The 24,520-nt window shown below is 61.9% G+C and carries 23 protein-coding genes; 8 read left to right on the top strand and 15 right to left on the bottom strand.

Annotated elements, in window-relative coordinates:
* Positions 1-8 precede the first annotated feature (8 nt).
* Positions 9-1,052, bottom strand: coding sequence for a GGDEF domain-containing protein (locus tag AADV58_RS13765; protein ID WP_281981801.1), 1,044 nt, complete (start codon positions 1,050-1,052; stop codon positions 9-11).
* A 130-nt stretch (positions 1,053-1,182) separates the two neighbouring features.
* On the opposite strand from AADV58_RS13765, the gene AADV58_RS13760 reads away from it, so the two are divergent.
* From AADV58_RS13760 to ispH, 5 genes are read left to right on the top strand one after another with little or no spacing between them, the layout of a single operon-like run.
* Entirely contained in the window at positions 1,183-2,103 is a 921-nt protein-coding gene (locus AADV58_RS13760; protein ID WP_028994683.1) for a bifunctional riboflavin kinase/FAD synthetase, read from the top strand.
* Between the two features lie 8 nt (positions 2,104-2,111).
* Positions 2,112-4,925 (top strand): isoleucine--tRNA ligase, encoded by a 2,814-nt coding sequence (ileS, locus tag AADV58_RS13755; RefSeq protein ID WP_028994684.1) that lies wholly within the window; start codon positions 2,112-2,114, stop codon positions 4,923-4,925.
* Positions 4,918-5,397, top strand: coding sequence for a signal peptidase II (gene lspA, locus AADV58_RS13750; RefSeq protein WP_043421100.1), 480 nt, complete (start codon positions 4,918-4,920; stop codon positions 5,395-5,397). The genes ileS and lspA overlap by 8 nt, the downstream gene beginning before the upstream one ends.
* On the top strand, positions 5,394-5,825 hold the full coding sequence (locus AADV58_RS13745; protein WP_028994685.1) for an FKBP-type peptidyl-prolyl cis-trans isomerase: 432 nt from the start codon (positions 5,394-5,396) through the stop codon (positions 5,823-5,825). The genes lspA and AADV58_RS13745 overlap by 4 nt, the downstream gene beginning before the upstream one ends.
* Positions 5,825-6,745 (top strand): 4-hydroxy-3-methylbut-2-enyl diphosphate reductase, encoded by a 921-nt coding sequence (gene ispH, locus AADV58_RS13740; protein ID WP_028994686.1) that lies wholly within the window; start codon positions 5,825-5,827, stop codon positions 6,743-6,745. Before AADV58_RS13745 ends, ispH begins: the two co-directional genes overlap by 1 nt.
* 49 nt (positions 6,746-6,794) lie before the next feature.
* On the opposite strand, the gene AADV58_RS13735 is transcribed toward ispH, so the two are convergent.
* Genes AADV58_RS13735 through AADV58_RS13710 form a run of 6 tightly spaced genes read right to left on the bottom strand, consistent with a single transcriptional unit; the run spans position 6,795 to position 12,866 of the window.
* The gene (locus tag AADV58_RS13735) at positions 6,795-7,184 is read right to left on the bottom strand and encodes a type IV pilin protein (protein ID WP_028994687.1); all 390 of its coding nucleotides are present in this window, start codon (positions 7,182-7,184) and stop codon (positions 6,795-6,797) included.
* A gap of 3 nt (positions 7,185-7,187) precedes the next feature.
* Complete coding sequence (locus AADV58_RS13730) at positions 7,188-10,559, bottom strand: pilus assembly protein (RefSeq protein WP_081700135.1); 3,372 nt, start codon at positions 10,557-10,559, stop codon at positions 7,188-7,190.
* Between the two features lie 26 nt (positions 10,560-10,585).
* Positions 10,586-11,179, bottom strand: a complete 594-nt coding sequence (locus tag AADV58_RS13725; protein WP_281170385.1) for a pilus assembly PilX family protein — start codon at positions 11,177-11,179, stop codon at positions 10,586-10,588.
* A 1-nt stretch (position 11,180) separates the two neighbouring features.
* Positions 11,181-12,011 carry a PilW family protein gene (locus AADV58_RS13720; RefSeq protein WP_028994689.1) on the bottom strand — a complete coding sequence of 277 codons (831 nt, stop codon included), beginning with the start codon at positions 12,009-12,011 and terminating at the stop codon, positions 11,181-11,183.
* An 11-nt stretch (positions 12,012-12,022) separates the two neighbouring features.
* Entirely contained in the window at positions 12,023-12,457 is a 435-nt protein-coding gene (pilV, locus tag AADV58_RS13715) for a type IV pilus modification protein PilV (protein ID WP_028994690.1), read from the bottom strand.
* Positions 12,458-12,470: 13 nt separating this feature from the next.
* Entirely contained in the window at positions 12,471-12,866 is a 396-nt protein-coding gene (locus tag AADV58_RS13710) for a GspH/FimT family pseudopilin (protein ID WP_081700137.1), read from the bottom strand.
* 207 nt (positions 12,867-13,073) lie between these two features.
* Between AADV58_RS13710 and rpsT the strand changes: the two genes are divergently transcribed.
* Positions 13,074-13,349 (top strand): 30S ribosomal protein S20, encoded by a 276-nt coding sequence (rpsT, locus tag AADV58_RS13705; RefSeq protein ID WP_028994691.1) that lies wholly within the window; start codon positions 13,074-13,076, stop codon positions 13,347-13,349.
* A gap of 63 nt (positions 13,350-13,412) precedes the next feature.
* Here rpsT and AADV58_RS13700 read toward each other — a convergent pair whose 3' ends face one another.
* From AADV58_RS13700 to AADV58_RS13665, 8 genes are all read right to left on the bottom strand, one after another.
* A complete protein-coding gene (locus AADV58_RS13700; protein WP_028994692.1) occupies positions 13,413-13,715 on the bottom strand; it encodes a DUF3579 domain-containing protein in 303 nt (100 codons plus the stop codon).
* A 199-nt stretch (positions 13,716-13,914) separates the two neighbouring features.
* Complete coding sequence (locus AADV58_RS13695) at positions 13,915-16,809, bottom strand: adenosylcobalamin-dependent ribonucleoside-diphosphate reductase (protein WP_028994693.1); 2,895 nt, start codon at positions 16,807-16,809, stop codon at positions 13,915-13,917.
* Between the two features lie 200 nt (positions 16,810-17,009).
* On the bottom strand, positions 17,010-18,191 hold the full coding sequence (locus AADV58_RS13690; RefSeq protein WP_028994694.1) for an acetate/propionate family kinase: 1,182 nt from the start codon (positions 18,189-18,191) through the stop codon (positions 17,010-17,012).
* Positions 18,192-18,193: 2 nt separating this feature from the next.
* Positions 18,194-19,612 (bottom strand): bifunctional enoyl-CoA hydratase/phosphate acetyltransferase, encoded by a 1,419-nt coding sequence (locus tag AADV58_RS13685; RefSeq protein ID WP_028994695.1) that lies wholly within the window; start codon positions 19,610-19,612, stop codon positions 18,194-18,196.
* Between the two features lie 32 nt (positions 19,613-19,644).
* Complete coding sequence (locus AADV58_RS13680) at positions 19,645-20,127, bottom strand: hypothetical protein (protein WP_028994696.1); 483 nt, start codon at positions 20,125-20,127, stop codon at positions 19,645-19,647.
* A 4-nt stretch (positions 20,128-20,131) separates the two neighbouring features.
* Positions 20,132-20,710: a hypothetical protein gene (locus tag AADV58_RS13675; protein ID WP_028994697.1), complete on the bottom strand. Its 579-nt coding sequence runs from the start codon at positions 20,708-20,710 to the stop codon at positions 20,132-20,134.
* A gap of 74 nt (positions 20,711-20,784) precedes the next feature.
* Positions 20,785-21,573, bottom strand: a complete 789-nt coding sequence (fabI, locus tag AADV58_RS13670; protein ID WP_028994698.1) for an enoyl-ACP reductase FabI — start codon at positions 21,571-21,573, stop codon at positions 20,785-20,787.
* Complete coding sequence (locus AADV58_RS13665; RefSeq protein WP_157272459.1) at positions 21,570-21,821, bottom strand: hypothetical protein; 252 nt, start codon at positions 21,819-21,821, stop codon at positions 21,570-21,572. Before AADV58_RS13665 ends, fabI begins: the two co-directional genes overlap by 4 nt.
* 144 nt (positions 21,822-21,965) lie before the next feature.
* Here AADV58_RS13665 and AADV58_RS13660 point away from each other — a divergent pair, with 144 nt between their 5' ends.
* Positions 21,966-23,762, top strand: coding sequence for an NAD(P)H-dependent oxidoreductase subunit E (locus AADV58_RS13660; RefSeq protein WP_051295323.1), 1,797 nt, complete (start codon positions 21,966-21,968; stop codon positions 23,760-23,762).
* On the top strand, positions 23,759-24,520 hold the full coding sequence (locus AADV58_RS13655; RefSeq protein WP_051295324.1) for a 2Fe-2S iron-sulfur cluster-binding protein: 762 nt from the start codon (positions 23,759-23,761) through the stop codon (positions 24,518-24,520). Before AADV58_RS13660 ends, AADV58_RS13655 begins: the two co-directional genes overlap by 4 nt.

Below are 24,520 nucleotides of genomic sequence, written 5' to 3'. Positions count from 1 at the left end.
AGCCCGCGTCAGAACAGTTCGACTTCGCCCTTGGCGATTTCGCGGGCGGCTAGCCGGCCGTCGGTAATCAGCTGTTCGTAGCAGGCCACCTGATTGCGACCGTTGCGCTTGGCGTAGTAGAGCGCTTCGTCGGCGCGTTCGATGACGTCGGTCGGCGTGTCGCAACTGAGCAACTGGCTGAAGCCGATGCTGACGGTGACGTGCCCGACCCGGCTGAAAACGGTTTTTTCCACGTCGCTGCGGAAGCGGTCCAGTGTTGCCTGCGCCGAAGCACGGTCGGTCGGCTGCAGCAGCGCGATGAATTCCTCGCCGCCAAAGCGGAACAACTGGTCGTCGAAACGGAAACTTTGACGCATCACCTGTGACAGCATGATCAGCACTTCGTCGCCGATCAGGTGGCCAAAGTTGTCGTTGATGTGCTTGAAATGGTCGATGTCGCAGACGGCCAGCCAGTGGTTGCTGTCCGGCGCCAGCGTGCGGCGGGCGAATTGGTGTTCATTGCCGAGCAGTTCGTCGGAAGCGGCCTGGCCGAGCAGCTCGAACAGATGCTTGTCGAAAGTCTTGCGACTGGCCAGTCCGGTCAGCGTATCGGCCTCGCCGTAATCGAGCAGGGCGATATGGTTGCCGAAGTACTCGATCAGGCCCATCAGCGTGACGCGGCGGTCAGCCGAGAACTCGTCCGAGAGGACCAGATCGATGAAATAGATTGGTTCGTCCAGGCGCAGTACCGGGAAAATGATGCGGTGCGAACCGTCTTCCTGGTAGTCGAGCACGGCCGACAATTCCTTGCGGCATTGGCGGAGCAGCGGATCGCGATCAATCGGCTGGCAGAAATGATGATCGGGCAGGTAGGCGTTGCGCAGGAACTGGCCTTGTGGACCGTAGCCGGCACAGGCGAAGACGATGGTCTTGCGTTTGCCGGTGTAGCAGCGATAGATGGTCAGGCGTTCGGGCGCGAACAGATCCATCAAGGCATCGACCATGGCGGAATTGATTTCGGTGCGGTCGCGCCGCGCAGAAATCCTTACGACATGGTTGATCAATCCCAGCATGTTTAACAACGCGCAAAAATGGTCGCCCGATTATAGCCACTGCCGGCTTGCCAAGGGGCTGTTTTTTCGTGGATTTACCCGGAAAACCGGCCTGGCCCGGTATAATCGCGCTTTTTTGCAGCAGCATCCGATGCGCGTTTTTCGCGGTTATTCCCGTCCTGTTCCGGCTCCCGTTGCACTGGCCATCGGCAATTTCGATGGCGTGCATCTTGGGCACGCCGCGCTGATCGGCCGGCTGGTCGACATCGCCGGCCAGCGCGGGGTGGTGCCGACGGTGCTCAGCTTCGAGCCGCATCCGCGCGAATTCTTCGCGCCCGACTCGGCGCCGGCCCGGCTCAGCACCTTCCGCGAAAAGCTTGAACTACTGGCCGACAGCGGCGTTGCCCAGGCGATGATCTGTCCGTTCAACCGGGCTTTTGCTGCGCTGAGCGCCGAACAGTTCATCGAAGCGGTGCTGGTTCGCGGGCTCCAGGTCAGGCATGTGGTGATCGGTGACGATTTCCGCTTCGGCAAGGGGCGGCTTGGTGATTTTGCCTTGCTGCAGGCGGCTGGTGAACGCCACGGTTTCACCGTCGAGGCGATGGGCAGCGTTGTTGTCGATGGTGAGCGCGTCTCCAGTTCCGGCGTGCGCCGGGCGCTGGCCGATGGTGACATGACGCATGCGGCGAAGCTGCTCGGGCGCCCTTACATGATGGACGGCCAGGTCGTGCACGGCCAGAAGCTCGGCCGCCAGCTCGGTTTTGCCACGGCTAACTTGCGCATCAAGCACAACCCGCTGCCGATGACCGGCGTCTTCGCCGTCGAGGTTGCCGGCCTTGGCGAGCAAGCCTTGCCCGGTGTCGCCAACCTTGGCGTTCGGCCGACCGTCGGCGGTACGCGGCCGCTGCTGGAAGTGCATCTGTTCGATTTCGACCGCGACATCTACGGCGCCCACATTTCGGTGCGTTTCGTGCACAAGCTGCGCGACGAGCAACGTTTTCCCAATTTCGACGCCCTCAAGGCGCAGATCGCGGCTGATGCCGCGGCGGCGCGGGCCTTCTTCAAGCGGTGAGCAAGCAAATGGCTGATTACAAAGATACGCTGAACCTTCCCGACACCCCGTTCCCGATGCGCGGCGACCTGCCCAAGCGTGAGCCGCAATGGGTCGCCCAGTGGCAGGAGAAGCAGCTCTACCGGAAGATCCGCGAAATCTGCGCCGGCCGGCCGAAATTCATCCTGCACGACGGCCCGCCGTACGCCAACGGCGACATCCACATCGGCCACGCGGTCAACAAGGTCTTGAAGGACATCATCGTCCGCTCGAAGACGCTGGCTGGTTTCGATGCGCCCTATGTGCCGGGCTGGGACTGCCACGGCATGCCGATCGAGATCCAGATCGAGAAGACGCACGGCAAGAACATCCCGCGCGAGCAGGTGCAGCAGCTGGCGCGCGCCTACGCCGGCGAGCAGATCGAGCGCCAGAAGAAGGACTTCATCCGCCTCGGCGTGCTCGGCGAATGGGACAACCCGTACAAGACGATGAACTTCAAGACCGAGGCCGACGAGATCCGGGCACTCGCCCAGATGGTCAAGCGCGGCTTCGTTTATCGCGGCCTGAAGCCGGTGAACTGGTGCTTTGACTGCGGTTCGGCGCTGGCCGAAGCGGAAGTCGAATACCAGGACAAGAAGTCGCCGGCGATCGACGTCGCCTTTGCCGCCGCCGAGCGCGACAAGCTGGCCGCTGCCTTCGGCCTGGCGGCTCTGCCGGCCGGTGAAGCCTACGCGGTGATCTGGACGACGACGCCGTGGACCATCCCCGGCAACCAGGCGCTCAACGCCCACCCGGAATTCACCTACCACCTGGTGCAGACCGAAAAGGGCTGCCTGATCCTCGCCGCCGACCTGCAGGAAGCCTGCCTCGCCCGCTACGGTCTGACCGGCACCACCGTTGCCGCCTGTAAAGGCGCGGCGCTGGAGCGCATTGCCTTCCGCCATCCGTTCTACGATCGTCTGTCGCCGGTCTTCCTTGGCGATTACGTGACGCTCGATGCCGGTACCGGCATCGTCCATTCGGCACCGGCCTATGGTCTGGAAGACTTCCAGTCGTGCAAGAACTACGGCATGCACAACGAGCAGATCCTGACGCCGGTGCAGGGCGACGGCACGTTTGCCGCCGACCTGCCGTTCTTCGGCGGCATGAACGTGTGGAAGGCCAACCCGGTCATCGTCGAGAAACTGGCCGAAGTCGGCGCGCTGCTCAAGCACGCCACCATCGAGCACAGCTACATGCACTGCTGGCGCCACAAGACGCCGCTGATCTACCGCGCCACCAGCCAGTGGTTCGTGCGCATGGATGCGCCGGATGTCGATAGCCAGGGCGTCGCCGCCACCGAGCCGGCCGGCCACACGCTGCGCGAAGCGGCGCTGCAGGGCGTCGAGGACACCGCCTTCTATCCCGCCTGGGGCAAGAACCGCCTGCACGCGATGATCGCCAACCGCCCCGACTGGTGCATCTCGCGCCAGCGCAACTGGGGCGTGCCGCTGCCCTTCTTCACCCACAAGGCGACCGGCGAACTGCATCCGAACACGCTTGAACTCATGGAAGCCGTGGCCAAGCGTGTGGAGCAGGGCGGCATCGAAGCGTGGACACAGTTGGACGCCGCCGAACTGCTCGGCAATGATGCCGCCGACTACGTCAAGACCACCGACATCCTCGACGTCTGGTTCGATTCCGGCACCACGCATATGAGCGTGATGCGCGGCTCGCACGGCGAACTGGGCTGGCCGGCCGACCTCTACCTGGAAGGCTCCGACCAGCATCGCGGCTGGTTCCATTCCTCGCTGCTGACCGGCGCCGCGATCGACGGTCGCGCCCCGTACAAGGCGCTCTTGACGCACGGCTTCGTCGTCGACGGCAAGGGCCACAAGATGTCGAAGTCGAAGGGCAACGTCATCGCGCCGCAGCAGGTTTCCGACAAGATGGGCGCCGACATCCTACGCCTGTGGGTGGCTTCCACCGATTACTCGGGCGAGCTGACCATTTCCGACGAAATCTTGAAGCGCGTCGTCGAAGGCTACCGCCGCATCCGCAACACGCTGCGCTTCCTGCTCGCCAACGTCTCCGATTTCGACGCCGCCGCCGACATGCTGCCGGCCGACCAGTGGCTGGAAATCGACCGCTATGCGCTGGCGCTGACCCGCCAGTTGCAGCAGTCCTGCCAGGGCGATTACGAGCGCTTCGAGTTCCACCGCGTGGTCCAGGCGCTGCAGGGCTTCTGCTCGGAAGACCTCGGCGGCTTCTACCTCGACATCCTCAAGGACCGCCTGTACACGACGGCGCCCAAGTCGCTTGCCCGCCGCTCGGCGCAGTCGGCACTGTGGCACATCACCCAGGCCTTCGTCCGCCTGCTGGCGCCGATCACCGCCTTCACCGCCGAGGAAGTGTGGGCGGTGCTGACCGGCGACGCCGACGACTCGGTGATGTTCCAGCAATGGCATCAACTGCCGGAACAGAACGGCGAGAGCGAGCTGCTGGCGAAATGGGCGATTGTCCGCGAAGTGCGCAACGACGTCACCAAGGCGCTGGAAGCTCGCCGCGAGGCCGGCGAGATCGGCGCCGCACTGCAGGCCGCCGTCGAAATCCGCTGCGCCGGCGACAAGTTCGCCGCGCTCTCGGCGCTCGGCGACGACTTGAAGTTCGTCTTCATCTGCTCGGCGACCGCCGTGATCGAATCCGCCGAGGAGTCGGTGACTGCCACGCCGCTGGCCCACGCCAAGTGTGAACGCTGCTGGCACGTGCGCGAGGATGTCGGCGCCGATCCGGCGCATCCGGGCCTGTGCGGGCGCTGCGTCAGCAACCTGCATGGCGACGGCGAGGCGCGCACGCATGCCTAAGGCGCAGCACTGGTATGCGCTGGCCGGCTTGATCGTCGTCCTCGACCAGATCAGCAAGTGGGTCGTGCTCGGCAGCATCGCGCCGGGCGAGGTGATCTACGTCGCGCCGTTCTGGAACTGGGTGCTGACTTTCAACCCTGGGGCGGCATTCAGCTTCCTCGCCGACCAGCCGGGCTGGCAGCGCTGGTTCTTCACCGTGCTGGCGCTCGGTGTTTCCGGCTGGATCGCGTTCGAGCTGAAAAAGCATCCGGAGCAAAAGCTGATGGCCCTGGCGCTGACCCTGGTCATGGGCGGCGCACTCGGCAACGTCATCGACCGCGTGCGTTTCGGCGCTGTCGTCGATTTCATCCAGTGGCACGCCGCCGGTTTCTACTGGCCGGCGTTCAACGTTGCCGATTCGGCGATCAGTGTCGGCGCGGTGTTGTTGATCATCGCCTCGTTGACCCATAAAGAACAGAAAGAAAACGCATGAGCACCACCGTCCGCCCCGACAGCTACCTGACCCTGCATTACCGCGTCACCGCCCTCGATGGTGAGGAATTCCTGTCGACCTTTGACATGAGCCCGGCGACGTTGCAGATGGGTAGCGGTCAGCTTGCCGAAAACCTCGAAAGCGTGCTGCTTGGCCTGAATGCCGGCGAGCATTACGTGTTCGAACTGGAACCGGAACAGGCCTTCGGCGTGCATAACGAACGCCTGGTCGAGCGTATCGCCCGTAGCGGTCTGCCTGCCGGCATGGAACTCAAGGAGAATTCCGTCGTCGAATTCACCGCGCCCAATGGCGCGACCTTCGCCGGTTTCCTGCGCGAGCTCGATGAAACCAGCGCCCTGTTCGACTTCAATCACCCGATGGCGGGCAAGACGATCCGTTTCGAGGTGAAAATCATCGGAATCATGTAATGCAGGTCATCCTTGCCAATCCCCGCGGCTTCTGCGCCGGTGTCGAACGCGCCATCACCATCGTCGAACGGGCGCTGGAAAAATTCGGCGCGCCGATCTACGTCCGCCACGAGGTCGTGCACAACAAGTTTGTCTGCGACGACCTGCGTGCCAAGGGAGCGGTCTTCATCGAGGAACTCGACGAGGCGCCGGCCGGCAGCACGGTGATTTTCAGCGCCCACGGCGTCTCGAAAGCGGTTCGCGCCGAAGCCGAGGCGCGCGGCCTGAAAGTGTTCGACGCCACCTGTCCGCTGGTCACCAAGGTCCACGTCGAAGTCGGCAAGATGCGCGGTCAGACGCGCGAAGTGGTCATGGTCGGCCATAAAGGCCACCCAGAGGTCGAAGGCACAATGGGTCAGAGCGAAGCCGGCATGTATCTGGTCGAGACCGTCGATGATGTGGAAAAACTGACGGTCAAGTTACCCGAGCAGCTTTCCTATGTCACCCAGACCACGCTGTCGATGGACGATGCCCAGATCGTCATCAACGCCCTGAAACAGCGCTTCCCCCTGATCCAGGGGCCAAAGAAAGACGACATCTGCTACGCCACCCAGAACCGCCAGGATGCGGTCAAGGAACTGGCCGGGCAATGTGATCTGGTGCTCGTCGTCGGTAGTCCCAACAGTTCCAACTCACGCCGCCTGAAGGAAGTTGCCGCGGGTCGAGGGATCGAGTCCTACCTGATCGACGGTGCTGCCGAAATCGACGAATCCTGGCTGGCCGGCAAACAACGCATCGGCGTCACCGCCGGTGCATCCGCACCCGAGGTACTGGTGCAGGAAGTCGTTGCCCGCATCCGTCATCTCTCAGGTGCGGAAGTGGCGCAACTGGCAGGGGTTGAAGAGGGTGTGTCGTTCGCCTTGCCACGGGAGCTTGCTTGAAAAATTGACCACGATGAACTGGAACAAGCGGTTCATCGTGGTCACTGACTTATTGCCAGCAGTTTGCCCCACCGGCAGCCTGCCGGTTGCCGGTTTCATTGACTGAAAGATTGCCGCAGCGGTCACCCGCCTGTGCGCCAATAGGGTTCGCGGCCAAGGTATAGGTGGTCGCGGTCAGATTGGCGGGGTCCGCGATGTTGTAGAACTGTGTAACCTCTCCGGGGCATGCCGGGGGTGCTGCACCGACATATGTCATGTTGGCGGAATAGAAACGCTCCATGAAATGTGTCCGTTCCATCAGGCAGCCCATCGCTGCAGTGCGACGGGCGCTACGCACATGCTCCTGATAAGCCGGAAACACTACTGCCGCCAAAATACCGATGATGGTTACCACGATCATCAATTCAATCAAGGTAAAGCCGGCTTGTCGTTGTTTCATTAATTAGTTCCCCCTGATGATTTCACGCCAGTAGATTCTGCCACCATAGTTGCCCGGGTTGAAGCCGGTTGATCCGACATTGCTGCCGCCCGTACCGCTGGCACCTGTATCCCCCGAACCGCCAACGATCAGTTGTCCGGCACCGTCATCGCTGATTACCAGTGCAGGTTGACTGGGCATGCCGATACCGAGATCGAGTGAGCCAACGACCGCATCTCCGCTGACCTCGCTGGTGAAGAATGCCTTGGTCAGGCTGCCACCAGTGAAGGCGTTGATTGCATTGACATACCCGGTGCCACCGGGCTGACACGGGTCATTGGCTTCAGGCGTAATCGAACTGCCGAGCAGTGTTGGTTCGGTCAGGCGATACATGACGGACGGTGAGATGACGCGTTCGCCAAGCTTGATGTTGACTGGATTGACCCAGTCTAAATACCAGCCTTGCTTGTTGGTCATGTCTGTTACTTTGCCGGTGGTTGCGTCTGTAGCTGCCTTGCTGAAGGTCCGCGCGGGTTTGCCATCAGCTGTGGTAAGAGTGCTACTGATGCTCCGCTTGGTGAGGTTATTCCTGCCACTGATTGTACTTCCTGTGTCAATCAACCCATACCAACTCTGCACCGACTTGTCGTTGATGTCCCCGGCCTGGAAGTAGGAGCCGGTACCGAAGAAGATATAGCGCTTGCCGCTGTTGGGGTCGTCGTTCAGGTAATTGACCGCCGAAGTGATCTGGGCCGTGATCGGTTGGACATTGTTGTCGGGGCCGATAGCGGTGAAGAACTTCGATTGCGACCAAGCCGACGGAATTTTCGAGTTGAGGTCGAATTTCCATACATTGCCCTTTAGATCGCCCGCGTAGACAAGATCAACCAGACCGTCGCCATTGGTGTCCACGATGCCCGGGGTGGCCATGCCGCTGTCGCTGACGTTGTCCACCACGAATTTGCGGATCAGCGCACCAGTCTGCAGGTTGATGATGTAAAGCGCTGCTTTGCCGCTGCTGCTGTTGTAACCATTGCCAACGATCAGGGCACGACTTCCGTCGTTAAGTCGGGCATAAATTGGCTTGCCCATCATGTAACCCAACTCGGTATCGCCGCTGTTGACGTATTCCCAGGCAATATTGCTGGCGGCGAACGAGGCAGGGGCGGTAATGTCCAGCGCGAACAGACCCTTGGCGCCAGCGCCCATGGTGCCAACCAGATAGGTACTACTTAGCCCGGTGTCACTCTTTTCGGCAATGGTTAATTCACCGTCGACGAAATACTTGTGTTGATAGGAGGTTGCACTCAGCTGTCGCAAGTTGCCAAGCACGGCACTGGGGATATAGGCAAAACGCTCGACGCCGGTTTCCGAATTAAAGGCATGGAGCATGCCGTCATTGGCACCGACATAGACTGTCTGCGTCCCTTGGTGATACACGGGCGAAGAGTGGACGATATCGCCGAGCAGCGAATTCCGTGTTCTCAGTGTGCCGCCTCGTGCCGTTTCCTGGCTGCGGTCTCCGCGCAGGAAGTTGAGAATGGCTTCGCTCCCGATGGTGGTGCGGTCCGTGGTGCTCAGGTTGCCCCACAGAAATTCGCGTTTTTCACCGGAACTGGTTGTGACGAATATCTTGCGGCTGGCGTGTTCAGGGATTTTTTCCGAGGCTTTCCACACAGGTGTGCTGGAAACGCCGTTGCTGCTCAGGTTATAGGCCGCGAGTTCGCCAATCCAGCCCGATGTGTTGAAACTGGGGCTGAAGACCTTGCTGCCCGTGCTCAGGCGTGTGCCGGTCAGGGATACCGATGATGAGGAGCTCTTGCGTTCGATGATTTCCTTGAGCATGCCGGTCATGGCATTGGCGAATTCGGTTGGGTTCTGCGCACTGAAAAACTCACCCCGGCCATTGATGGCAGCGTGCAGGAGATCGTCGAGTTTTGCAGCGTTACTGGAGGTCGGGTTGGGCCACGTGATGGTCTTGTTTGGATCGCCAATGGCTGCGTAAGCGTCTTCCGGTTTGATAGAGCCGTTGACTCCCAGGCCAACACCGAAGGTGACCATGTGTTGCCAGAAAGCAGGGTTCTTGGGGCCGCTGGGAACAACGTTTGTCATGTCGGTCCGGAGGTCGCGTTTCCAGTAGTGCATGGCAACGTCGGCTAGGGTATCAGAGTGGCTGTCCCGGAAAGGCGAAACCGGCTGGTAGGTGTAGGACTGACCGTTGGGGCCGGTAATTGTGGCGCCGGCGGTATTGTCGGAATTTGCAATGCTTGAATTGGTATAGCTATCGTTCCAGTAGCCATCGGTCATCAATATTGTATAGCTCAGGCGGCATGCCAGGTCGCTGCCACCAGACTGTCCAGGGGTTGTGCTCCAAGGGCCCCGGTCATCGTTACGGCTGAAATATTCCCCGGCGTCACGCAATGCGCGGCGCAGCGGAGTTGAGGATGTTGGGATATCTCGGGTGTACAGGGTGTTGAAGAAATTCGTCCGATCACTGTCCTTGAACACTCGGACACCGCTAACGATGGTTTGCGTGCTGACATTGTCAACAGAAGTGCTGGCCTTGTTGATCGTGCCAAATCCCACGCGCAGCCCGTCGTTCTGAGAGGCAAAGGCGCGGCCAATACCAGCGCGCGCGGTGAGAATACGTGAGCGATAGTAGGTGTACCAGTTGGCAAAGTTCTGGATTTCCTGGGTGTAGGTACATGTGCCGCTGGTGCAGTCCGTGCGGTTTGCGCGGCCATGTCCACTGTAATTGGCCGTTGTGCTCCTGATTTCAACCTTGGTGTAATTGCTACGGTTCCACTTATCACCCCCGTTATGCCAGAAATAAGTGGCTGGCCAGAAAGTCCGACTGGTACTTGTGCCGCTGCAACTGGAAGTTGATTCAGAGGTGCAGGTTTCCCATGTTGCTGTCTGTGTATTGTCTGTGGTCAGGTTTCTCGTACCGACCGCTGTCTTGGCTGGGTTGTGGTAAGCGGCGCTAGGTGTTGCATTAGGCCAGAGTGTGCCGTCAGCATTAGACCAGGGAAGGTAGGTTGTTCCCGGGTCGTAATAGCTGGGATTGGTCTGCGGGGAGCGGGTATAGGCGTTGTACGGAGAGGTATCCACGGTGGTCGATACGTAGGAATCGTAGTTGCTACTCCCATAGACGTTGCTAGGCCGCGGAAAAACGAAGTATGAATATGAGTCCGGGGTGATTTCCCAGTGCATAGAACCCGAGTCGTCAAGTATGAACATGATATTCGGTTCGGCGGAGACGCTGGTCTGCAGCGGTGTGTCCGGAATGTTCAGTGCGGCTTGCGCCGGAACGACAGTGGTCAGCACGAAAGAGAAGGCCATCAGCCTGGCCAGCCGGCGTTGGCTGGCGGTGTGGTTTGCAGATTGTTGTCTCATTTCCGGTCTCCTGGCTCAATGGGCTTTCAGAAGGTGGTGAACAGGCTTTGCAGAATGACTTCTGCCCGGCCTTGTCCAGGATTGCTGCGGGCGGTGATTCTGAACAGGTAGCAATTGCAGGTCGGCGAAAGTTTTCCTTCCGGGGTGCTGCAATCAGCAGCTGCTTCATTTGGGTTCAGCGACTTGCAGACGGCCTGTCCACGGTATTCGATCAGGTAGCGTGGTCGTGTGCCGGCGAGGTTGCCCAGGTCCACATTGGCAAGTTCGCGTGCGCTGTTTTGCCAATTGATGCCCAGCACCCAGTCGGGGGGCTGAGTGGTTGGCGTAGCCACGAACCCGTTGTTGATTGCCGGAACGCCGGCAACGGTAGCTGCGTCGGGGTCGAAGCCGTTGAGTCCGACGCGATTTCTGGCATCGGTTTCCCCCGCCAGCAAGGCAGCTTCGGCAGCTTGCAGGGCGATGCTTCGGTCATGCGAGGCGCCGCTCATCCGTTCTTCTAAAGCTACGCTGCGGACACTGGAAACGCCAAGGATGCTCATGACGACCAGCATGACCATCGCCACGATCAGAATGACGCCGTGCTGGGATTTCCGGCTGGAGAGGGTATATGTCTGGCACATGTCAGGCAGTCCTGCGTTGTACGACGGTGGTGACTCGGCGTTCGATCTGCGTGGCCGCACAGAGGTTGTTCGCTGCGGCGATCTCTGTATTCTGATTGCGGCTACAGAGAGTGAAGCCGACCTGGATGGCGCCATTGTTATTGGGTAGGACGTCAGTTACATTGAGGCCGACAACATTGTCGATCATCCGGACGCCAGCGCCATTGCCTTCGCTGCGGTAAAGGAAGTTGTCGGTGCCGACATACCAGGTGCGAATGTTCAGACCCGCAGCGATCGTCGCGCCTTGAAGATTGACGCCGGGTGCCTGGGTGACGGTGACGTTGGCAGGGGTTGCGGCGCTTACCCTGAGGATGTGTGCCGATTTTCCGGTGCAGACGATGATGATGTCGTTTGCGCGCAGATTGTTATTGACCGTGAAGACATTTTCGCCGGTGGTATGGGTGGTGATCGATAGTGTGTTTGTCGAGGTCAGAAGTTGCAAGGCGCCCTGCCCAGTATTGCGGTTACCCGGATTGGTCGCCGGATTGACCACGACGCCACTGGAATTCCTGAGAATGTTGGCAATGGCAACTGCGGTGGCATCGCCGCCAGTATGGTCGTTCAGGGTCATCGCCATGCAAGGATGACCGCCGGCCTCGCGAATATCGCGTGCGATCATGTCCACGGCGATACGGCTGTTCTCCTGAATCTGGGATAGGCCTTCCGTGGCCGTGAAGGCGCGCTGATTGGTGATCAGTACGCCGGTCGCGCCCAGCATCAGGATCAGGCCGATGGTCATGGCGACCATCAGTTCGACGAGTGTCAGGCCGTGTTGTGATTGGATGTCTTTCATGGTGACGGCTCTCAGAACAGTGCGGTCAGTTGTAGCTGTTGCGCCATGGCGCCGCCAGCGCGCCGGTCATTCCATTGCACCGTGACGACGCAACGCGTGCTTCCGGGCGGGTTGGCGTTGGCAGCGCAGGTGATCTGTCCGCAACTGCCTGCACCCAGATTGGCTTGCAGGTCACCCAGCCAGGTGATGAAGAACCCGGCGCCGCCATTGCAAATCATGGCTGTGCTGTTTCGGGGAACCACACTGGCGTGCATGGCATCGATCAGGGAATTGGCTGCAATTACCGCCTGGGTGCGTTGCAGGCTGCTTTCGTTTCCCTTGAGGGCGCGTGCCTGCAGTCCGGCGACCCCCAAGGCGCCAATGGCCAGTACAACGATAGCGACGACGACCTCAATCAGGGTCATGCCTGCTTGCCGGTTGCTGGGAGATGTCGTGAAGGTGTTCATGGGAACTCGCTGGTCAATTCAGAAAGGCTTTACCGCTACCGAGAACAGTGATCGTTCTTGTGCGTGCCGTATTCGAAAGCGTGATTTGTCCGGTGTTGTTGGTCGTGCCGTTCGCGTTGAAGGTGATATTCGCCATGTCGGCGTTCATGTTTACATTGCCCAGCCTTGCAGCAAGAACCACTGCTGGGTCGACGGTGCGTGCCTGACTGCTTCTGATGGCATCGGATCGGGTCTGGGCGAGCGCGGCGAGAAGCTCGTTGGTCGCCGCAGTGACACGATTCCCTGTTATCTGATTTTGCATTTGTGGGGCTGCAACGGCAGCCAGGATGGCCATAATAGCCACAGCAACCATCATCTCGACCAGCGAGAAGCCTTGTTGCAAACGAGTTTTCAAGTATGGAAGGCACATGGTCGTTTCCGGGACTTTTTGGCGCTTTCAGTCTATGGCAACTCGATTTGGTTTGGGGGAGGGAGGGGACGAGCGGTCGTTTGCGAAAGACTGGCGGCTTACGCAACGGAATTGCCCAAAATGAAGATTGAGCTTCGATTTTGATTGCAATTGATTCATGAGCGGTTATAATCCCGCTTTTAATTCTTCACCCACCTGGATTCATTCATGGCCAACAGCGCACAAGCCCGCAAGCGCGCACGTCAAGCTGACAAGCAGCGCGCCCACAACGCAAGCCTGCGTTCGACCCTGCGCACCGCGATCAAGCGTGTGCGCAAGGCGATCGTCGCCGGCGACAAAGCCGCCGCACAGCTGGTTTTCCAGCAGTCCGTCGCAGTGATCGACCGCATCGCCGACAAGAAGATCGTTCACAAGAACGCCGCTTCCCGTACCAAGAGCCGCCTGTCTTCGCAGATCAAGGCGCTGGGTGTTGCTGCTGCCTGAGCGCACTGCACACCAAAAAATGGCGCCGCAAGGCGCCTTTTTTTTGTCCGTACTGGCGGGAAATTACTTTTTCTTGTCTTCCAGTGAGCAGACGCCGTCAATGATCTGCAGGTCGTTGTCCTGGGCGAAGTTGAGCATGAAACGGTAGGCCATCGGTTCGACCTCGCCCAGCCTGCCATCGACGAAGACCGCCTTGTCGCCGTTGAAATCGCCGGGGCCGACATAGGGGGAGTACTTCATCTTGCGTTCCGCGCCAAAAGCGGACATCACGCCACAGAGGCGTTCGGCCCAGTCGCTGGGGCGGAATTTCTTTCCTTCCTTGGTGACGCCGACAATGATGAATGTGGTCGATTCTTGTGTTGTCATTATGTACTCTGCGCTTATGGGTATGCGACCTTGCTTTTCGCTGCATTCTAGCAGAAGCGCTTGGTCTTACCATAATCGACAATCACCTTGCGCATTGTGAAAATGCGGCCGGGGTGGCGTTTTTCAGCTTCCGTGAGTGCAAAAAGGCCCGTCAAGCGCTTGGCTGACGGGCCTTGTTTTTTGCTGGTGAGCAGCGGTATTAGCCGCAGGTTCCTACGGCGCCGCAGGCCGTGCAGAAGTCGCAGCCGTCCTTGCGGATCATCGTGTGGTTGCCGCATTCGCCGCACAGCTTGCCCTGGGTTGGCAGCACCTTGTTGCTGGTGGTGTCTTCCGGGGCTTCGAGGATGCCCATCTGCTGCAGCGGGAAGCCTTCCTCGTCGAGGATGCCGAGCATGGCGTAGCGGTGGATGATCAGCTGGGCGATGTAGGCGACCGTCGACGGGTAGGTCTGCTGCTTGCGCGAACCCGGGACGAAGGCCATGAAGTCGCCGAAGGGTTCGGAGTAGTCGAGCAGCTTGCGCAGCTTCATGCCGATCCAGGCCGGATCGACGACGCGCATGTCGAGCGACAGCAGCTTGCACAGGCCGTCGAGGGCGCGCGGGTAGTTGCCGGCCAGCCACATCGAGTAGGGGCGGGTGACGCCGTCGGGCAGCGTGATTTCCTTGAGGCCGAGGACGAAGTCTTCGCCGGTCGAGGCGTTGTTGATGTCCACCGTCCAGGACAGCGTGCCGTCGGTGCCGGTCTTCGGCTCCTTGGTGCTGAACAGGGCGTCCTTGACCGGGGTCGCGCCGTCATGAGTGAGGGCGCCGAGCTGTTCGACGCGCCAGCGGATGACCTGGGCCATCGCCGAGACGACGGACGGCATGCGCTTCTTCTCGCCATGCGGCGGCATGTGCATCTCGAAGGAGTCGCCCGGGGTCTTGGCCAGGGCTTCGAGCTTCATTTCCAGCCAGCCGTGGTCATTGGCGCGCATGTCCATCGACAGGGTCTTGGCAACGGCGCCGAGGCCGCGCGGTTCGGCCGGGCCGTTGGCCCAGACTTCGAACGGCCAGGCGTGGCCTTCCTGCTCGACGTGGCCGACGAACAGGGCGAACTTGCCGATCGGCGAGTCGACCATGTAGGTCCAGCACAGGTTGCCTTCCGGCAGGTTCGGGCGGCCCGGCCAGCGCAGGCTGGAGAGCACCGGCGCCGGCAGGTTCTTGATCGACAGGCGGCGGTTGGCATCCGACACGAAATCCTGCGGCGACTTGGCGTCGTCGGCGGCTTCCTTGGCCGGTTCGCTGCTGACCGACAGCACCGAGCCGAGCACGCTGTTCGGACGGTAGGTGGCCAGGCCCTTGAGGCCGGCCTTCCAGGCCTGCATGTAGAGATCCTGGAAGTCTTCGTACGGATAGTCGGCGGGGACGTTGACCGTCTTCGAGATCGAGGTGTCGATGTACGGCGCGACGGCGGCGACCATGTCGGCGTGGGCCTTGGCCGAAATTTCCAAGGCGGTCACGAAGTAATCCGGCAGCTTGCTGACGTCGCCACCCTGGTGCTTGTACAGGCGCCAGGCGTAATCCTCGACCGAGTATTCCTTGATCGTGCCATCCTGCATCCGTTTTTTACGGTTGTAGGTCCAGGAGAACGGCGGTTCGATGCCGTTCGAGGCGTTGTCGGCGAAGGCCAGCGAGATGGTGCCGGTCGGCGCGATCGACAGCAGGTGCGAGTTGCGCAGGCCGTGCTTGCGGATTTCGGCCTTGATGTCGGCCGGCAGGCGCGAGGCGAAGTTGCCGCCGGACAGATAGAGCTCGGCGTTGAACAGCGGGAAGGCGCCGCGTTCCTTGGCCAGCTCGACCGAGTACAGGTAGGAGGAATCGCGCATGAATTCGCTGATGCGGGCGGCCATGGCGCGGGCTTCTGGCTTGTCGTAGCGCAGGCGGAGCATGGCCAGGGTGTCGCCGAGGCCGGTGAAGCCGAGGCCGACGCGGCGCTTGTTGGCGGCTTCCTGCTGCTGACGCTCAAGCGGCCAGTGGGTGGCGTCGAGCACGTTGTCGAGCATGCGGGTGGAGACGCGGCAGACTTCGGCGAAGGCGTCGAAATCGAAACTGGCCTTGTCGGAGAAGGCGTCACGCACGAACAGGGTCAGGTTGATCGAACCCAGGCAGCAGCAGCCGTACGGCGGCAGCGGCTGTTCGGCGCAGGGGTTGGTGGCCTCGATGACTTCGCAGTAATTGAGGTTGTTGTCCTTGTTCATCCGGTCGAGGAACAGGATGCCCGGCTCGGCGTGGTCGTAGGTGGATTTCATCACCTGGTCCCACAGGTCGCGGGCGCGCACCTTGCGATAGACCCAGGTGCCGTCGTCGCGCTGGTAGGCGCCGGCTTCGCGCATCTCGGCATTCGGCTCGGCGCGGTGGGTCAGTTCGAAATCGCCGTCGGCATCGACCACTTCCATGAAGGCGTCGGTGACGCCGATCGAAATGTTGAAGTTGGTCAGGTCGCCCTTGTCCTTGGCGTGGATGAATTCCTCGATGTCCGGATGGTCGCAGCGCAGCACGCCCATCTGGGCGCCGCGGCGGGCGCCGGCGGATTCGACGGTTTCGCAGGAGCGGTCGAAAACGCGCATGTAGGAGACCGGGCCGGAAGCGCGCGATTGCGTGCCCTTGACGCGGGCACCCTGCGGGCGGATCGAGGAGAAGTCGTAACCGACGCCGCCCCCGCGGCGCATGGTTTCGGCGGCATCCATCAGGGCCTTGTAGATGCCGGGGCGACCGTCGGTGTTCTCGACGATGGAGTCGCCGACCGGCTGCACGAAGCAGTTGATCAGCGTCGCCTGCAGGTCGGTGCCGGCGGCGGAGTTGATGCGGCCGGCCGGGATGAAGCCGTTTTCCTGGGCCCACAGGAAGCGGCCTTCCCAGTGCGCGCGGTCGGCTTCCTGCTCGACCTGGGCGAGTGCCCAGGCGACGCGCTTGCGCACGTCGTGTACGTTGGTTTCCTTGCCCTTGGCGTACTTTTCAATGAGGACTTCGCCGGAAATTTCCTGCTCCGGCAGCGGGGCGAATTGCGGCGGTGCAGGAATGTCGGTCAGCGACAACTGCTCGGCGATCTTGCTCATTGAAGACTCCTCTCGTCTGGTTTTGTATAGGTGCGATGAGGAAGGAATCTACTAGATGTAGTGTATCGAGGCAATACCTTGACTAGATGCAGTATGTTTGCTTCGGTCGGGTCGTGCTTCTGTCATGTGCCGGAAAAGCCCGAAAAAACAAGGCTCCGGCACCTTTCGGCGACGGAGCCCGGCAGCGAAAAAAAGATTTGTTAAAGCGCCAATAGCGTTTGTGCGTGGTGCGCCATCATCCATTCTTCGTTGGTCGGAATGACCAGCACGTCGACGCTGCTGTTGCCGGCGCTGATCACCAGATCGTGGCGGGCGTTGGCTTCCGGATTGACGCGGATGCCCAGCCATTCGGCCTGCAGGCAGACGCGGCGGCGGACTTCGGCGGCGTGTTCGCCGATGCCGCCGGTGAATACCAGCGCGTCGATGCCGCCGGCGGCGGCGACCAGCGAGCCGAGTTCGCGGACGATGCGGTAGCAGAACAGGTCGACCGCCTCACGCGCTTCCGGCTTGTCGCTCGACAGCAGCGTGCGCATGTCCTGACTGATGCCGGAGACGCCGAGTAGGCCGGATTCCTTGTACAGGATGCGGCTCATGTCCTTGACCGAGAGGCCCTTGGTTTCCATCAGGTGGAGGACCAGGCCGGGGTCGAGGTTGCCGCAGCGGGTGCCCATCATCAGGCCGTCGATGGTCGAGAAGCCGAGCGTGGTGGCGACGCACTTGCGGTTGACCATGGCCGCCATGCTGGCGCCGTTGCCCAGGTGGGCGACGACGACGCGGCCGTCGGCGCGGTGCGAGTGCTGCGGCAGCGCCCGGGCGATGAATTCGTAGGACAGGCCGTGGAAGCCGTAGCGCTTGATGCCTTCGGCAGTCAGCGCGCGCGGCAGGGCGAACAACTGGGCGACTTCCGGCTGGCTGCGGTGGAAGGCGGTATCGAAGCAGGCGACCTGCGGCACGTCGGGCAGCAGCGCCTGCAGCGCCTTGATGCCGGCGACGTTGTGCGGTTCGTGCAGCGGTGCCAGCGGGATGAAGCCGGTCAGGTGTTCGAGTACCTGGGCGTCGACCACGGTCGGTTGCGAGTACAGGTCGCCGCCATGGACGACGCGATGGCCGACGCTGACGATCTGCCAGCCGGTGTAGGTGGCGAGGAACCACTTGAGCATGGCGTCGAGCGCCTGCGTGTGGCTGACCGCGTCGCCAGCGATGAGCTGGTCGGCGATGCGCTCGCCGGCGCGGTTCTTGGCGATGAGCTTGGTGGCGTTGGTGCCGATGCCGTCGATCTGGCCGGAGACTTCGGCGTCAGGCGAGATCGGGTGATCGAGCGAAAAGAGGGCGAACTTGATCGAGGACGAACCGGCGTTGATCGTCAGAATGCCTTGTTTCATTGTCAGGAATTTCCCTTGTTACGGTTGGCGTGGGCGACCAGGGCGGCGATCACGCAGGAGGCGGTACGCGTTTCGGCGGTGTCGGCGCGGCTGGTCAGGACGATGGGGACCTTGGTGCCGAGCACGATACCGGCGGTCAGCGCGTTGGCCAGGTATTCGAGCTGCTTGGCCACCATGTTGCCGGATTCGAGGTCGGGAACGACCAGGATTTCGGCGTGGCCGGCGACCGCCGACTTGATCCCCTTGGTCTTGGCGGCGACGATGGAGACGGCGTTGTCGAAGGCCAGCGGGCCGTCGAGGATGCCGCCCTTGATCTGGCCGCGGTCAGCCATCTTGCACAGGGCGGCGGCGTCGAGGGTGGACTGGATCTTCGGGTTGATGGTCTCGACCGCCGACAGGATGGCGACCTTGGGCTCCGGGATGCCGATCACGTGAGCAAGCTCGATGGCGTTGCGGATGATGTCGGCCTTTTCCTCGAGCGTCGGCGCGATGTTGATCGCCGCGTCGGTGATCAGCAGCGGCCGGTGATAGGTCGGCACGTCCATCAGGAAAACGTGGCTGATGCGGCGGTTGGTGCGCAGGCCGTTGGCGCGGGCAACGACTTCGGCCATCAGTTCGTCGGTGTGCAGGCTGCCCTTCATCAGCGCCTCGGCGTCGCCGGTCTTGACCAGTGAAACGGCCAGCGCGGCCGAGTCGTGGCTGTGTGCGGCATTGACGATGCGGATGCCGGACAGGTCGATGCCGAATTCCTCGGCCAGCGCACGGATCTTGCCTTCCGGGCCGACCAGGATGGGTTCGATGATGCCGGCCTGGTAAGCCTGCACCGGGCCCTTGAGCGATTCCTCGTCGCAGGGGTGGGCGACCGCGGTCGGGATCGGTTCCAGCCCCTTCACCCGTGACAGCAACTGGGTGTAGCGGGCGTGCTTGTCGTCGATGTGGATCGACGGCGCGTGGTTATCCTGCAGGTGCGAGACCTTTTCCGTCGGCGCCAGCACTTCGGCGGTGCCGCGCACCACTTCCAGGCCTTCCTGGTTGGTGCATACGCAGTCGAAGACGATGTGCCGGTTGTGGTCGTATTTCTGCTTGACCGTGACGGTGATCGCGATGCGGTCGCCGATGGTGACCGGGCGGGCGAAGTGCAGGGCCTGGTCGATCAGGATCGTGCCCGGGCCGGGAAACTGGGTCGCCAGCACGGTCGAGATCAGCGAGCCGCTCCACATGCCGTGAGCGATGGCCTCACGGAACATGCCGCTCTCCGAGTATTTCGGATCGATGGTCGCCGGGTTGATGTCGCCGGTCAGGATGGCGAACAGTTTCACGTCTTCCGGCATCAGCGTGCGGGTCAGGCTGGCGCTGTCGCCGACGGCAACTTCGTCGTAGGTCTTGTTGGTCAGGTAGCGGCTTTCGCTGGCTTCGGACATGGTGCGGCTCCGTGAACGGAAACGGGAAAAATTCAGGCCCGCATCGCGGTACGCCGGTCGCGCGCCGCGTCGGGACGGGGGATTTCGATACTCAGTTGCGGATGCAGGCTGAGCAGGGTGTCGACCACCCAGGGATTGGCTTCATAGGTGAATTCGCGCGCGTCCAGCGGCGCACCGCTAAAGGCCTCGACGAACAGCGCCACGGCCGCCGAGCGGCTGACGCCGTATTCGCAATGGACCATGACCGACATCGCGAACGGCGCCGCCTGGATTTCGCGGACGAAATCGTCGATCTGCCGCGCCATCTGCCGGTTGAACAAGCCGGGCAGCGGCGGCTGGAATTCGTCGGCCGGCACGGCATCGAAAAACGACAGCCGCAGCACGTGGCGGAACAGCGGATCGAGCCGGGCTTCCGGCGTGGTCGGATCGGTGATCGAGATGACCGCCATGTAGGGGTTGCCGGCCAGCGATTCGGCCAGTTTGCGCGAGGTGTAACGGACGTGGTTGATGGTCATTGCTTCATTCCATGAACACCGGGTCGGAAAAGACCAGGGTGCCGTCCTTGCGCATCATCAGGTTGTCGGCCTTGATCAGGTCGGGCAGGGCGCCGTATTCGCTGGAAAAGGTTTCCAGCGCCTTGAGCGATTCCTGCACCGTGTCGGCCCAGCCCATCGGCGTCACCGCCAGGTGGTGCAGGGCGATGCGGCCCATGTCCTGAGCCAGGTTGCGCCACATCATGCAGGCGTCGAAATACGAGGTCGAAATCTTGGTCGCCACTTCGGCCGCATCACCCGTTCCGGGCAGCGGGTAGAGGCGTTCGACTTCGACGATGTAGAAGGGATAGCCCCGGCTGGAGCGGCCGGCCGGGCCATGGTCGGCGAAGACGATGGGGAAATGGCGGCCGGTCGGTCGGTCATCGGCCGTGTAGTAGGCGTAGTCGGTCGGCGAGGAAAGGATCTTGTAGACCCGTTCCTGGCCGTCAACCGTGTCGGCCTCGACGACGATGGTGCTCTCGCCCCGGCCGATTTCCTTGCGGCCCTTGAGTAGCGGGTGATCGGGGACGGGATCGGGAATGATGGGAGCAGGCGTATCGGTCATGGCCTCGGTCGTCCGTGCGTTATGTCAGCTTCAAGCATACCGCAGGGCTGAGCGCCCTGCGGTAGCAAGCGACATCAGGCGACGATGTGGGCGCCGCCGTCGACGTAGATGGTCTGGCCGGTCATTCCGGACGAACCGGAGGTGCACAGGAAGGCAGTCAGGGCGCCGACTTCCTCGATGGTCACGGTACGGCCGAGCGGCGCCTTCTGCGCGTCGGATTCGAGCAGGTTGTTGAAGTTGGCGATGCCGGAAGCTGCGCGGGTCATGATCGGGCCGGGCGACACGGCGAAGACGCGGATGCCCTTGGGGCCGAGGTCGTAGGCCATGTAGCGGACGGCCGATTCGAGTGCCGCCTTGATGATGCCCATGACGCCATAGTTACGCACCACGCGCTCGGCACCGAGGTAAGACATGGTGATCAGCGAGCCGCCGTGGGCCATCAGCGGCTCCAGGGCTTTGGCCATGCGCAGGAAGCTGTGGCAGGAAACGTTCATGGCGGCGTCGAAACCGGCTTCGGTGGCGTCGATGACGCGGCCGTGCAGGTCGTCGGCATTACAGAAGGCCATCGAGTGGATGGCGAAGTCGATTTCGCCGAAGGCTGCGCCGCACTCGGCAATCACGTTTTCCAGACAGCCTTCCTCGGCCACGTCGAGCTTGAGGAAGCGCTTGGCGCCGAGGGCCTCGGCCAGCGGCTGGGTGTAACGGGCAGTCTTGTCGTTCTGGTAGGTGATGGCGATCTCGCCACCCAGTTCGACGATGGCCTTGGCCACAGCGTAGGCGATCGACTTGTCGTTGGCGATGCCGGTGACCAGGCCTTTTTTGCCAGCCAGGGGGAGGGCGGTGCTGGGGGTGCTGGAACTCATGCTGTTTCCTCGCGGAGTGTTGTTGTGAAAACCTTGGCGCGCATGTTGCGCTGCATCATGCGGTGCAGATTACCACGTTTTTCAGTAGGGGATTGTGACGTCCATTTGTCACTTTGTTGCGGCAGGCGAATTATCTTTTTGCTATGCGGCAAGAGGGCGCGCGCTGGCTTGCCGGGGTGTGCTCTGCAGGCGGATTTTCGGCATGCTGCGCCGCCACAAAAAATGTCATTGTTCTTTTGTTGCAACATGGAAAAATTCAGCCATATCAGTGTTTTACGAAATTTATGACGGAAATTTTAAGATAATGAAGTCGCGTTTTATTGATCCAGCGCAAAACCGGTCGGGGGCAAAACACTAGAGTGTCGTGGTCTGTTTTCCAGGGGGTGCCTACCGTGTCTGTCTCAGCCGAGATTTCCAGCCTGATCGAGCCGATCCTGCAGCGCCATGCCTGGCGACCGGATCGTCTGGTCCAGATTCTGCGCGAGGTCCAGGAAGCCGTGGACTTCATTTCCGACGAAACTGCGGCCCATCTGGCCGAGGCCTTGAAGATTCCTTACGCGCAGGTGCACAGCACGCGGGACTTCTACGCCTTCTTCTACCGCGAGAACCGGGGCCGTTACCGGGTCCTGTTCTCGGACAACATCACCGACCGCATGGCCGGCAACCAGGCCTTGTTCGAGCACATGGCGAAGCGCCTCAAGCTCGAACGGGGCAAGGTCTCGGACGACGGGCTGGTGAGCATCGACTACTGCTCCTGTACCGGCATGTGCGACCAGGGGCCGGCAATCCTGGTCAACAACCGGGCGATCACCCGGATGACGCTGCGCCGGGTCGACGAAATCTGCGATCTGATCCGCGGCCAGGTGCCGCTCGACAAGTGGCCGGCCGAGTTCTTCCGCGTCGACGACAACATCCGCCGTGCCGACATGTTGCTCGGCACGCCGCACGAGCCGGGCAAGGCTGTCCGCGCGGCAATCGCCCGCGGTCGCGACGGCATGCTGGCTGAAATGAAACTGTCCAACCTGCGCGGTCGCGGCGGCGCCGGCTTCACCACCGCGGTCAAGTGGGAGGCCTGCCGCAACGCCCCGGCCACGCCGCGCTACATCGTCTGCAACGCCGACGAGGGCGAGCCCGGCACCTTCAAGGACCGCGTCCTGCTGCAGTCTTACGCCGGCCGCGTGTTCGAGGGCATGGTCATTGCCGCCTGGACGGTCGGCGCCAGCCACGGCTTCCTCTACCTGCGCGGCGAATACCTCTACCTGCTGCAGCCGCTCGAAGCCTACCTCGCCGGCATGCGTGCCGCCGGCCTGCTCGGCCGCGACATCGGTGGCGTCGCCGGTTTCGACTTCGACATCGAGATCCATCTCGGTGCCGGTGCCTACATCTGCGGCGAGGAAACAGCGCTGATCGAATCGCTCGAAGGCAAGGCCGGCCGCCCGCGCGTGCGCCCGCCTTTCCCGGTGACTTCGGGCTACATGGGCAAGCCGACCGTGGTCAACAACGTCGAGACCCTGTGCAAGGTCACCGAGATCGCCATCAACGGCGGCGCCTGGTACGAGGCGATCGGTACCAAGCAATCGACCGGCACCAAGATTCTTTCCGTCGCGGGTGACTGCGCCCGGCCCGGGCTCTACGAATACGCCTTCGGCGTGCGCATCGCCCAGGTGCTGGAAGACTGCGGTGCCCAGGAGGCGATTGCCGTTCAGGTCAGTGGCGCCTCCGGCGTCTGCCTGTCGGAACGCGAGTTCGGCCGGCGCATCGCCTTCGAGGACGTGCCGACCGCCGGTTCCTTCATGATCTTCGGCAAGCAGCGCGACCTGTTCGAGGTGGCGCGCAACTTCGCCCACTTCTTCGCCCACGAATCCTGCGGCTTCTGCACGCCGTGCCGGGTCGGCACGGTGCTGATGAAGGAGATCATGGACAAGATCGCCGAGGGGCGCGGCACGCAGTATGAAATGAACGAGCTGCTGCGCCTGCAGCAGGTATTGAAACCGGGCAGCCACTGTGGCCTCGGCCAGACCGCCGGCAACGCGGTTGCCGACACCGTGCAGAAATTCCGTCCCGCCTACGAACGGCGGCTGGCCGAAACCGACTTCGTGCCGGCCTTCGACCTCGATGCCGCCCTGTCCCGCGCCCGCGAACTGGCCGGCCGCGACGATGCCGCCGCCCACCTCGGAGAAGAAGCATGAGCGAAACCAGCAACGCCAACAGCTTTTCCATCGACGGCCAGCGCATACCCTTCACGCCTGGCCAGACCATCCTGCAGGCGGCGCTCGCCGCCGGCGTTTATATCCCGCACCTGTGCCATCACCCGGATCTCAAGCCGCATGGCAGCTGCAAGCTGTGCACGGTGATCGTCAACGGACGCAACGGCTCGGCCTGTACACAGATGGCGATGCCCGGCATCGAGGTCGAGAACAATTCGCCGACCCTGAACGACCGCCGTCGCGTGCTGCTGCAGATGCTGTTCGTCGAGGGCAACCACTTTTGCCCGGGCTGCGAGAAGAGCGGCAACTGCCAGTTGCAGGCGCTCGCCTACGACCTGGAAATGCTGGCCCCGCACTTCCGCCATGCCTATCCGGTGCGGCCGATTGATACCACCCATCCCGACGTCTGGCTCGACCTCAACCGCTGCATCATGTGCGAGCTGTGCGTGCGCGCCAGCCGCGACATCGACGGCAAGAACGTGTTCGCCCTCGCCGGACGCGGCGTCGATTCGCACATCGTCGTCAATTCGCCGAGCGGCCGGCTCGGCGACAGTGCGCTCAGCATCGACGATGCCGCCGTCCATGTCTGTCCGGTTGGCGCGATCATGGTCAAGCGCGTCGGCTACGCGGTGCCGATCGGCGAACGTCAGTTCGACGAGCAGCCGATCAGCCGCCAGGTCGATTACCTGGCCGCCCGCCACATCCCGATCGTGCCCGTTGCGGCCACCGAGGAGCGCTGA

The sequence above is a fragment of the Azonexus hydrophilus genome, assembly GCF_038368255.1.
Lineage (GTDB): Bacteria > Pseudomonadota > Gammaproteobacteria > Burkholderiales > Rhodocyclaceae > Azonexus > Azonexus hydrophilus.
Note: the sequence above shows the minus strand (reverse complement) of the source record. Positions and strands in the feature narration are given on the sequence as shown.

Excerpts from the sequence above, each read along its gene's own strand:
- AADV58_RS13765 (WP_281981801.1), bottom strand. The coding sequence starts at position 1,052 with ATGCTGGGATTGATCAACCATGTCGTAAGGATTTCTGCGCGGCGCGAC.
- AADV58_RS13760 (WP_028994683.1), top strand. The coding sequence starts at position 1,183 with ATGCGCGTTTTTCGCGGTTATTCCCGTCCTGTTCCGGCTCCCGTTGCA.
- ileS (WP_028994684.1), top strand. The coding sequence starts at position 2,112 with ATGGCTGATTACAAAGATACGCTGAACCTTCCCGACACCCCGTTCCCG.
- lspA (WP_043421100.1), top strand. The coding sequence starts at position 4,918 with ATGCCTAAGGCGCAGCACTGGTATGCGCTGGCCGGCTTGATCGTCGTC.
- AADV58_RS13745 (WP_028994685.1), top strand. The coding sequence starts at position 5,394 with ATGAGCACCACCGTCCGCCCCGACAGCTACCTGACCCTGCATTACCGC.
- ispH (WP_028994686.1), top strand. The coding sequence starts at position 5,825 with ATGCAGGTCATCCTTGCCAATCCCCGCGGCTTCTGCGCCGGTGTCGAA.
- AADV58_RS13735 (WP_028994687.1), bottom strand. The coding sequence starts at position 7,184 with ATGAAACAACGACAAGCCGGCTTTACCTTGATTGAATTGATGATCGTG.
- AADV58_RS13730 (WP_081700135.1), bottom strand. The coding sequence starts at position 10,559 with ATGAGACAACAATCTGCAAACCACACCGCCAGCCAACGCCGGCTGGCC.
- AADV58_RS13725 (WP_281170385.1), bottom strand. The coding sequence starts at position 11,179 with ATGTGCCAGACATATACCCTCTCCAGCCGGAAATCCCAGCACGGCGTC.
- AADV58_RS13720 (WP_028994689.1), bottom strand. The coding sequence starts at position 12,011 with ATGAAAGACATCCAATCACAACACGGCCTGACACTCGTCGAACTGATG.
- pilV (WP_028994690.1), bottom strand. The coding sequence starts at position 12,457 with ATGAACACCTTCACGACATCTCCCAGCAACCGGCAAGCAGGCATGACC.
- AADV58_RS13710 (WP_081700137.1), bottom strand. The coding sequence starts at position 12,866 with ATGTGCCTTCCATACTTGAAAACTCGTTTGCAACAAGGCTTCTCGCTG.
- rpsT (WP_028994691.1), top strand. The coding sequence starts at position 13,074 with ATGGCCAACAGCGCACAAGCCCGCAAGCGCGCACGTCAAGCTGACAAG.
- AADV58_RS13700 (WP_028994692.1), bottom strand. The coding sequence starts at position 13,715 with ATGACAACACAAGAATCGACCACATTCATCATTGTCGGCGTCACCAAG.
- AADV58_RS13695 (WP_028994693.1), bottom strand. The coding sequence starts at position 16,809 with ATGAGCAAGATCGCCGAGCAGTTGTCGCTGACCGACATTCCTGCACCG.
- AADV58_RS13690 (WP_028994694.1), bottom strand. The coding sequence starts at position 18,191 with ATGAAACAAGGCATTCTGACGATCAACGCCGGTTCGTCCTCGATCAAG.
- AADV58_RS13685 (WP_028994695.1), bottom strand. The coding sequence starts at position 19,612 with ATGTCCGAAGCCAGCGAAAGCCGCTACCTGACCAACAAGACCTACGAC.
- AADV58_RS13680 (WP_028994696.1), bottom strand. The coding sequence starts at position 20,127 with ATGACCATCAACCACGTCCGTTACACCTCGCGCAAACTGGCCGAATCG.
- AADV58_RS13675 (WP_028994697.1), bottom strand. The coding sequence starts at position 20,710 with ATGACCGATACGCCTGCTCCCATCATTCCCGATCCCGTCCCCGATCAC.
- fabI (WP_028994698.1), bottom strand. The coding sequence starts at position 21,573 with ATGAGTTCCAGCACCCCCAGCACCGCCCTCCCCCTGGCTGGCAAAAAA.
- AADV58_RS13665 (WP_157272459.1), bottom strand. The coding sequence starts at position 21,821 with ATGTTGCAACAAAAGAACAATGACATTTTTTGTGGCGGCGCAGCATGC.
- AADV58_RS13655 (WP_051295324.1), top strand. The coding sequence starts at position 23,759 with ATGAGCGAAACCAGCAACGCCAACAGCTTTTCCATCGACGGCCAGCGC.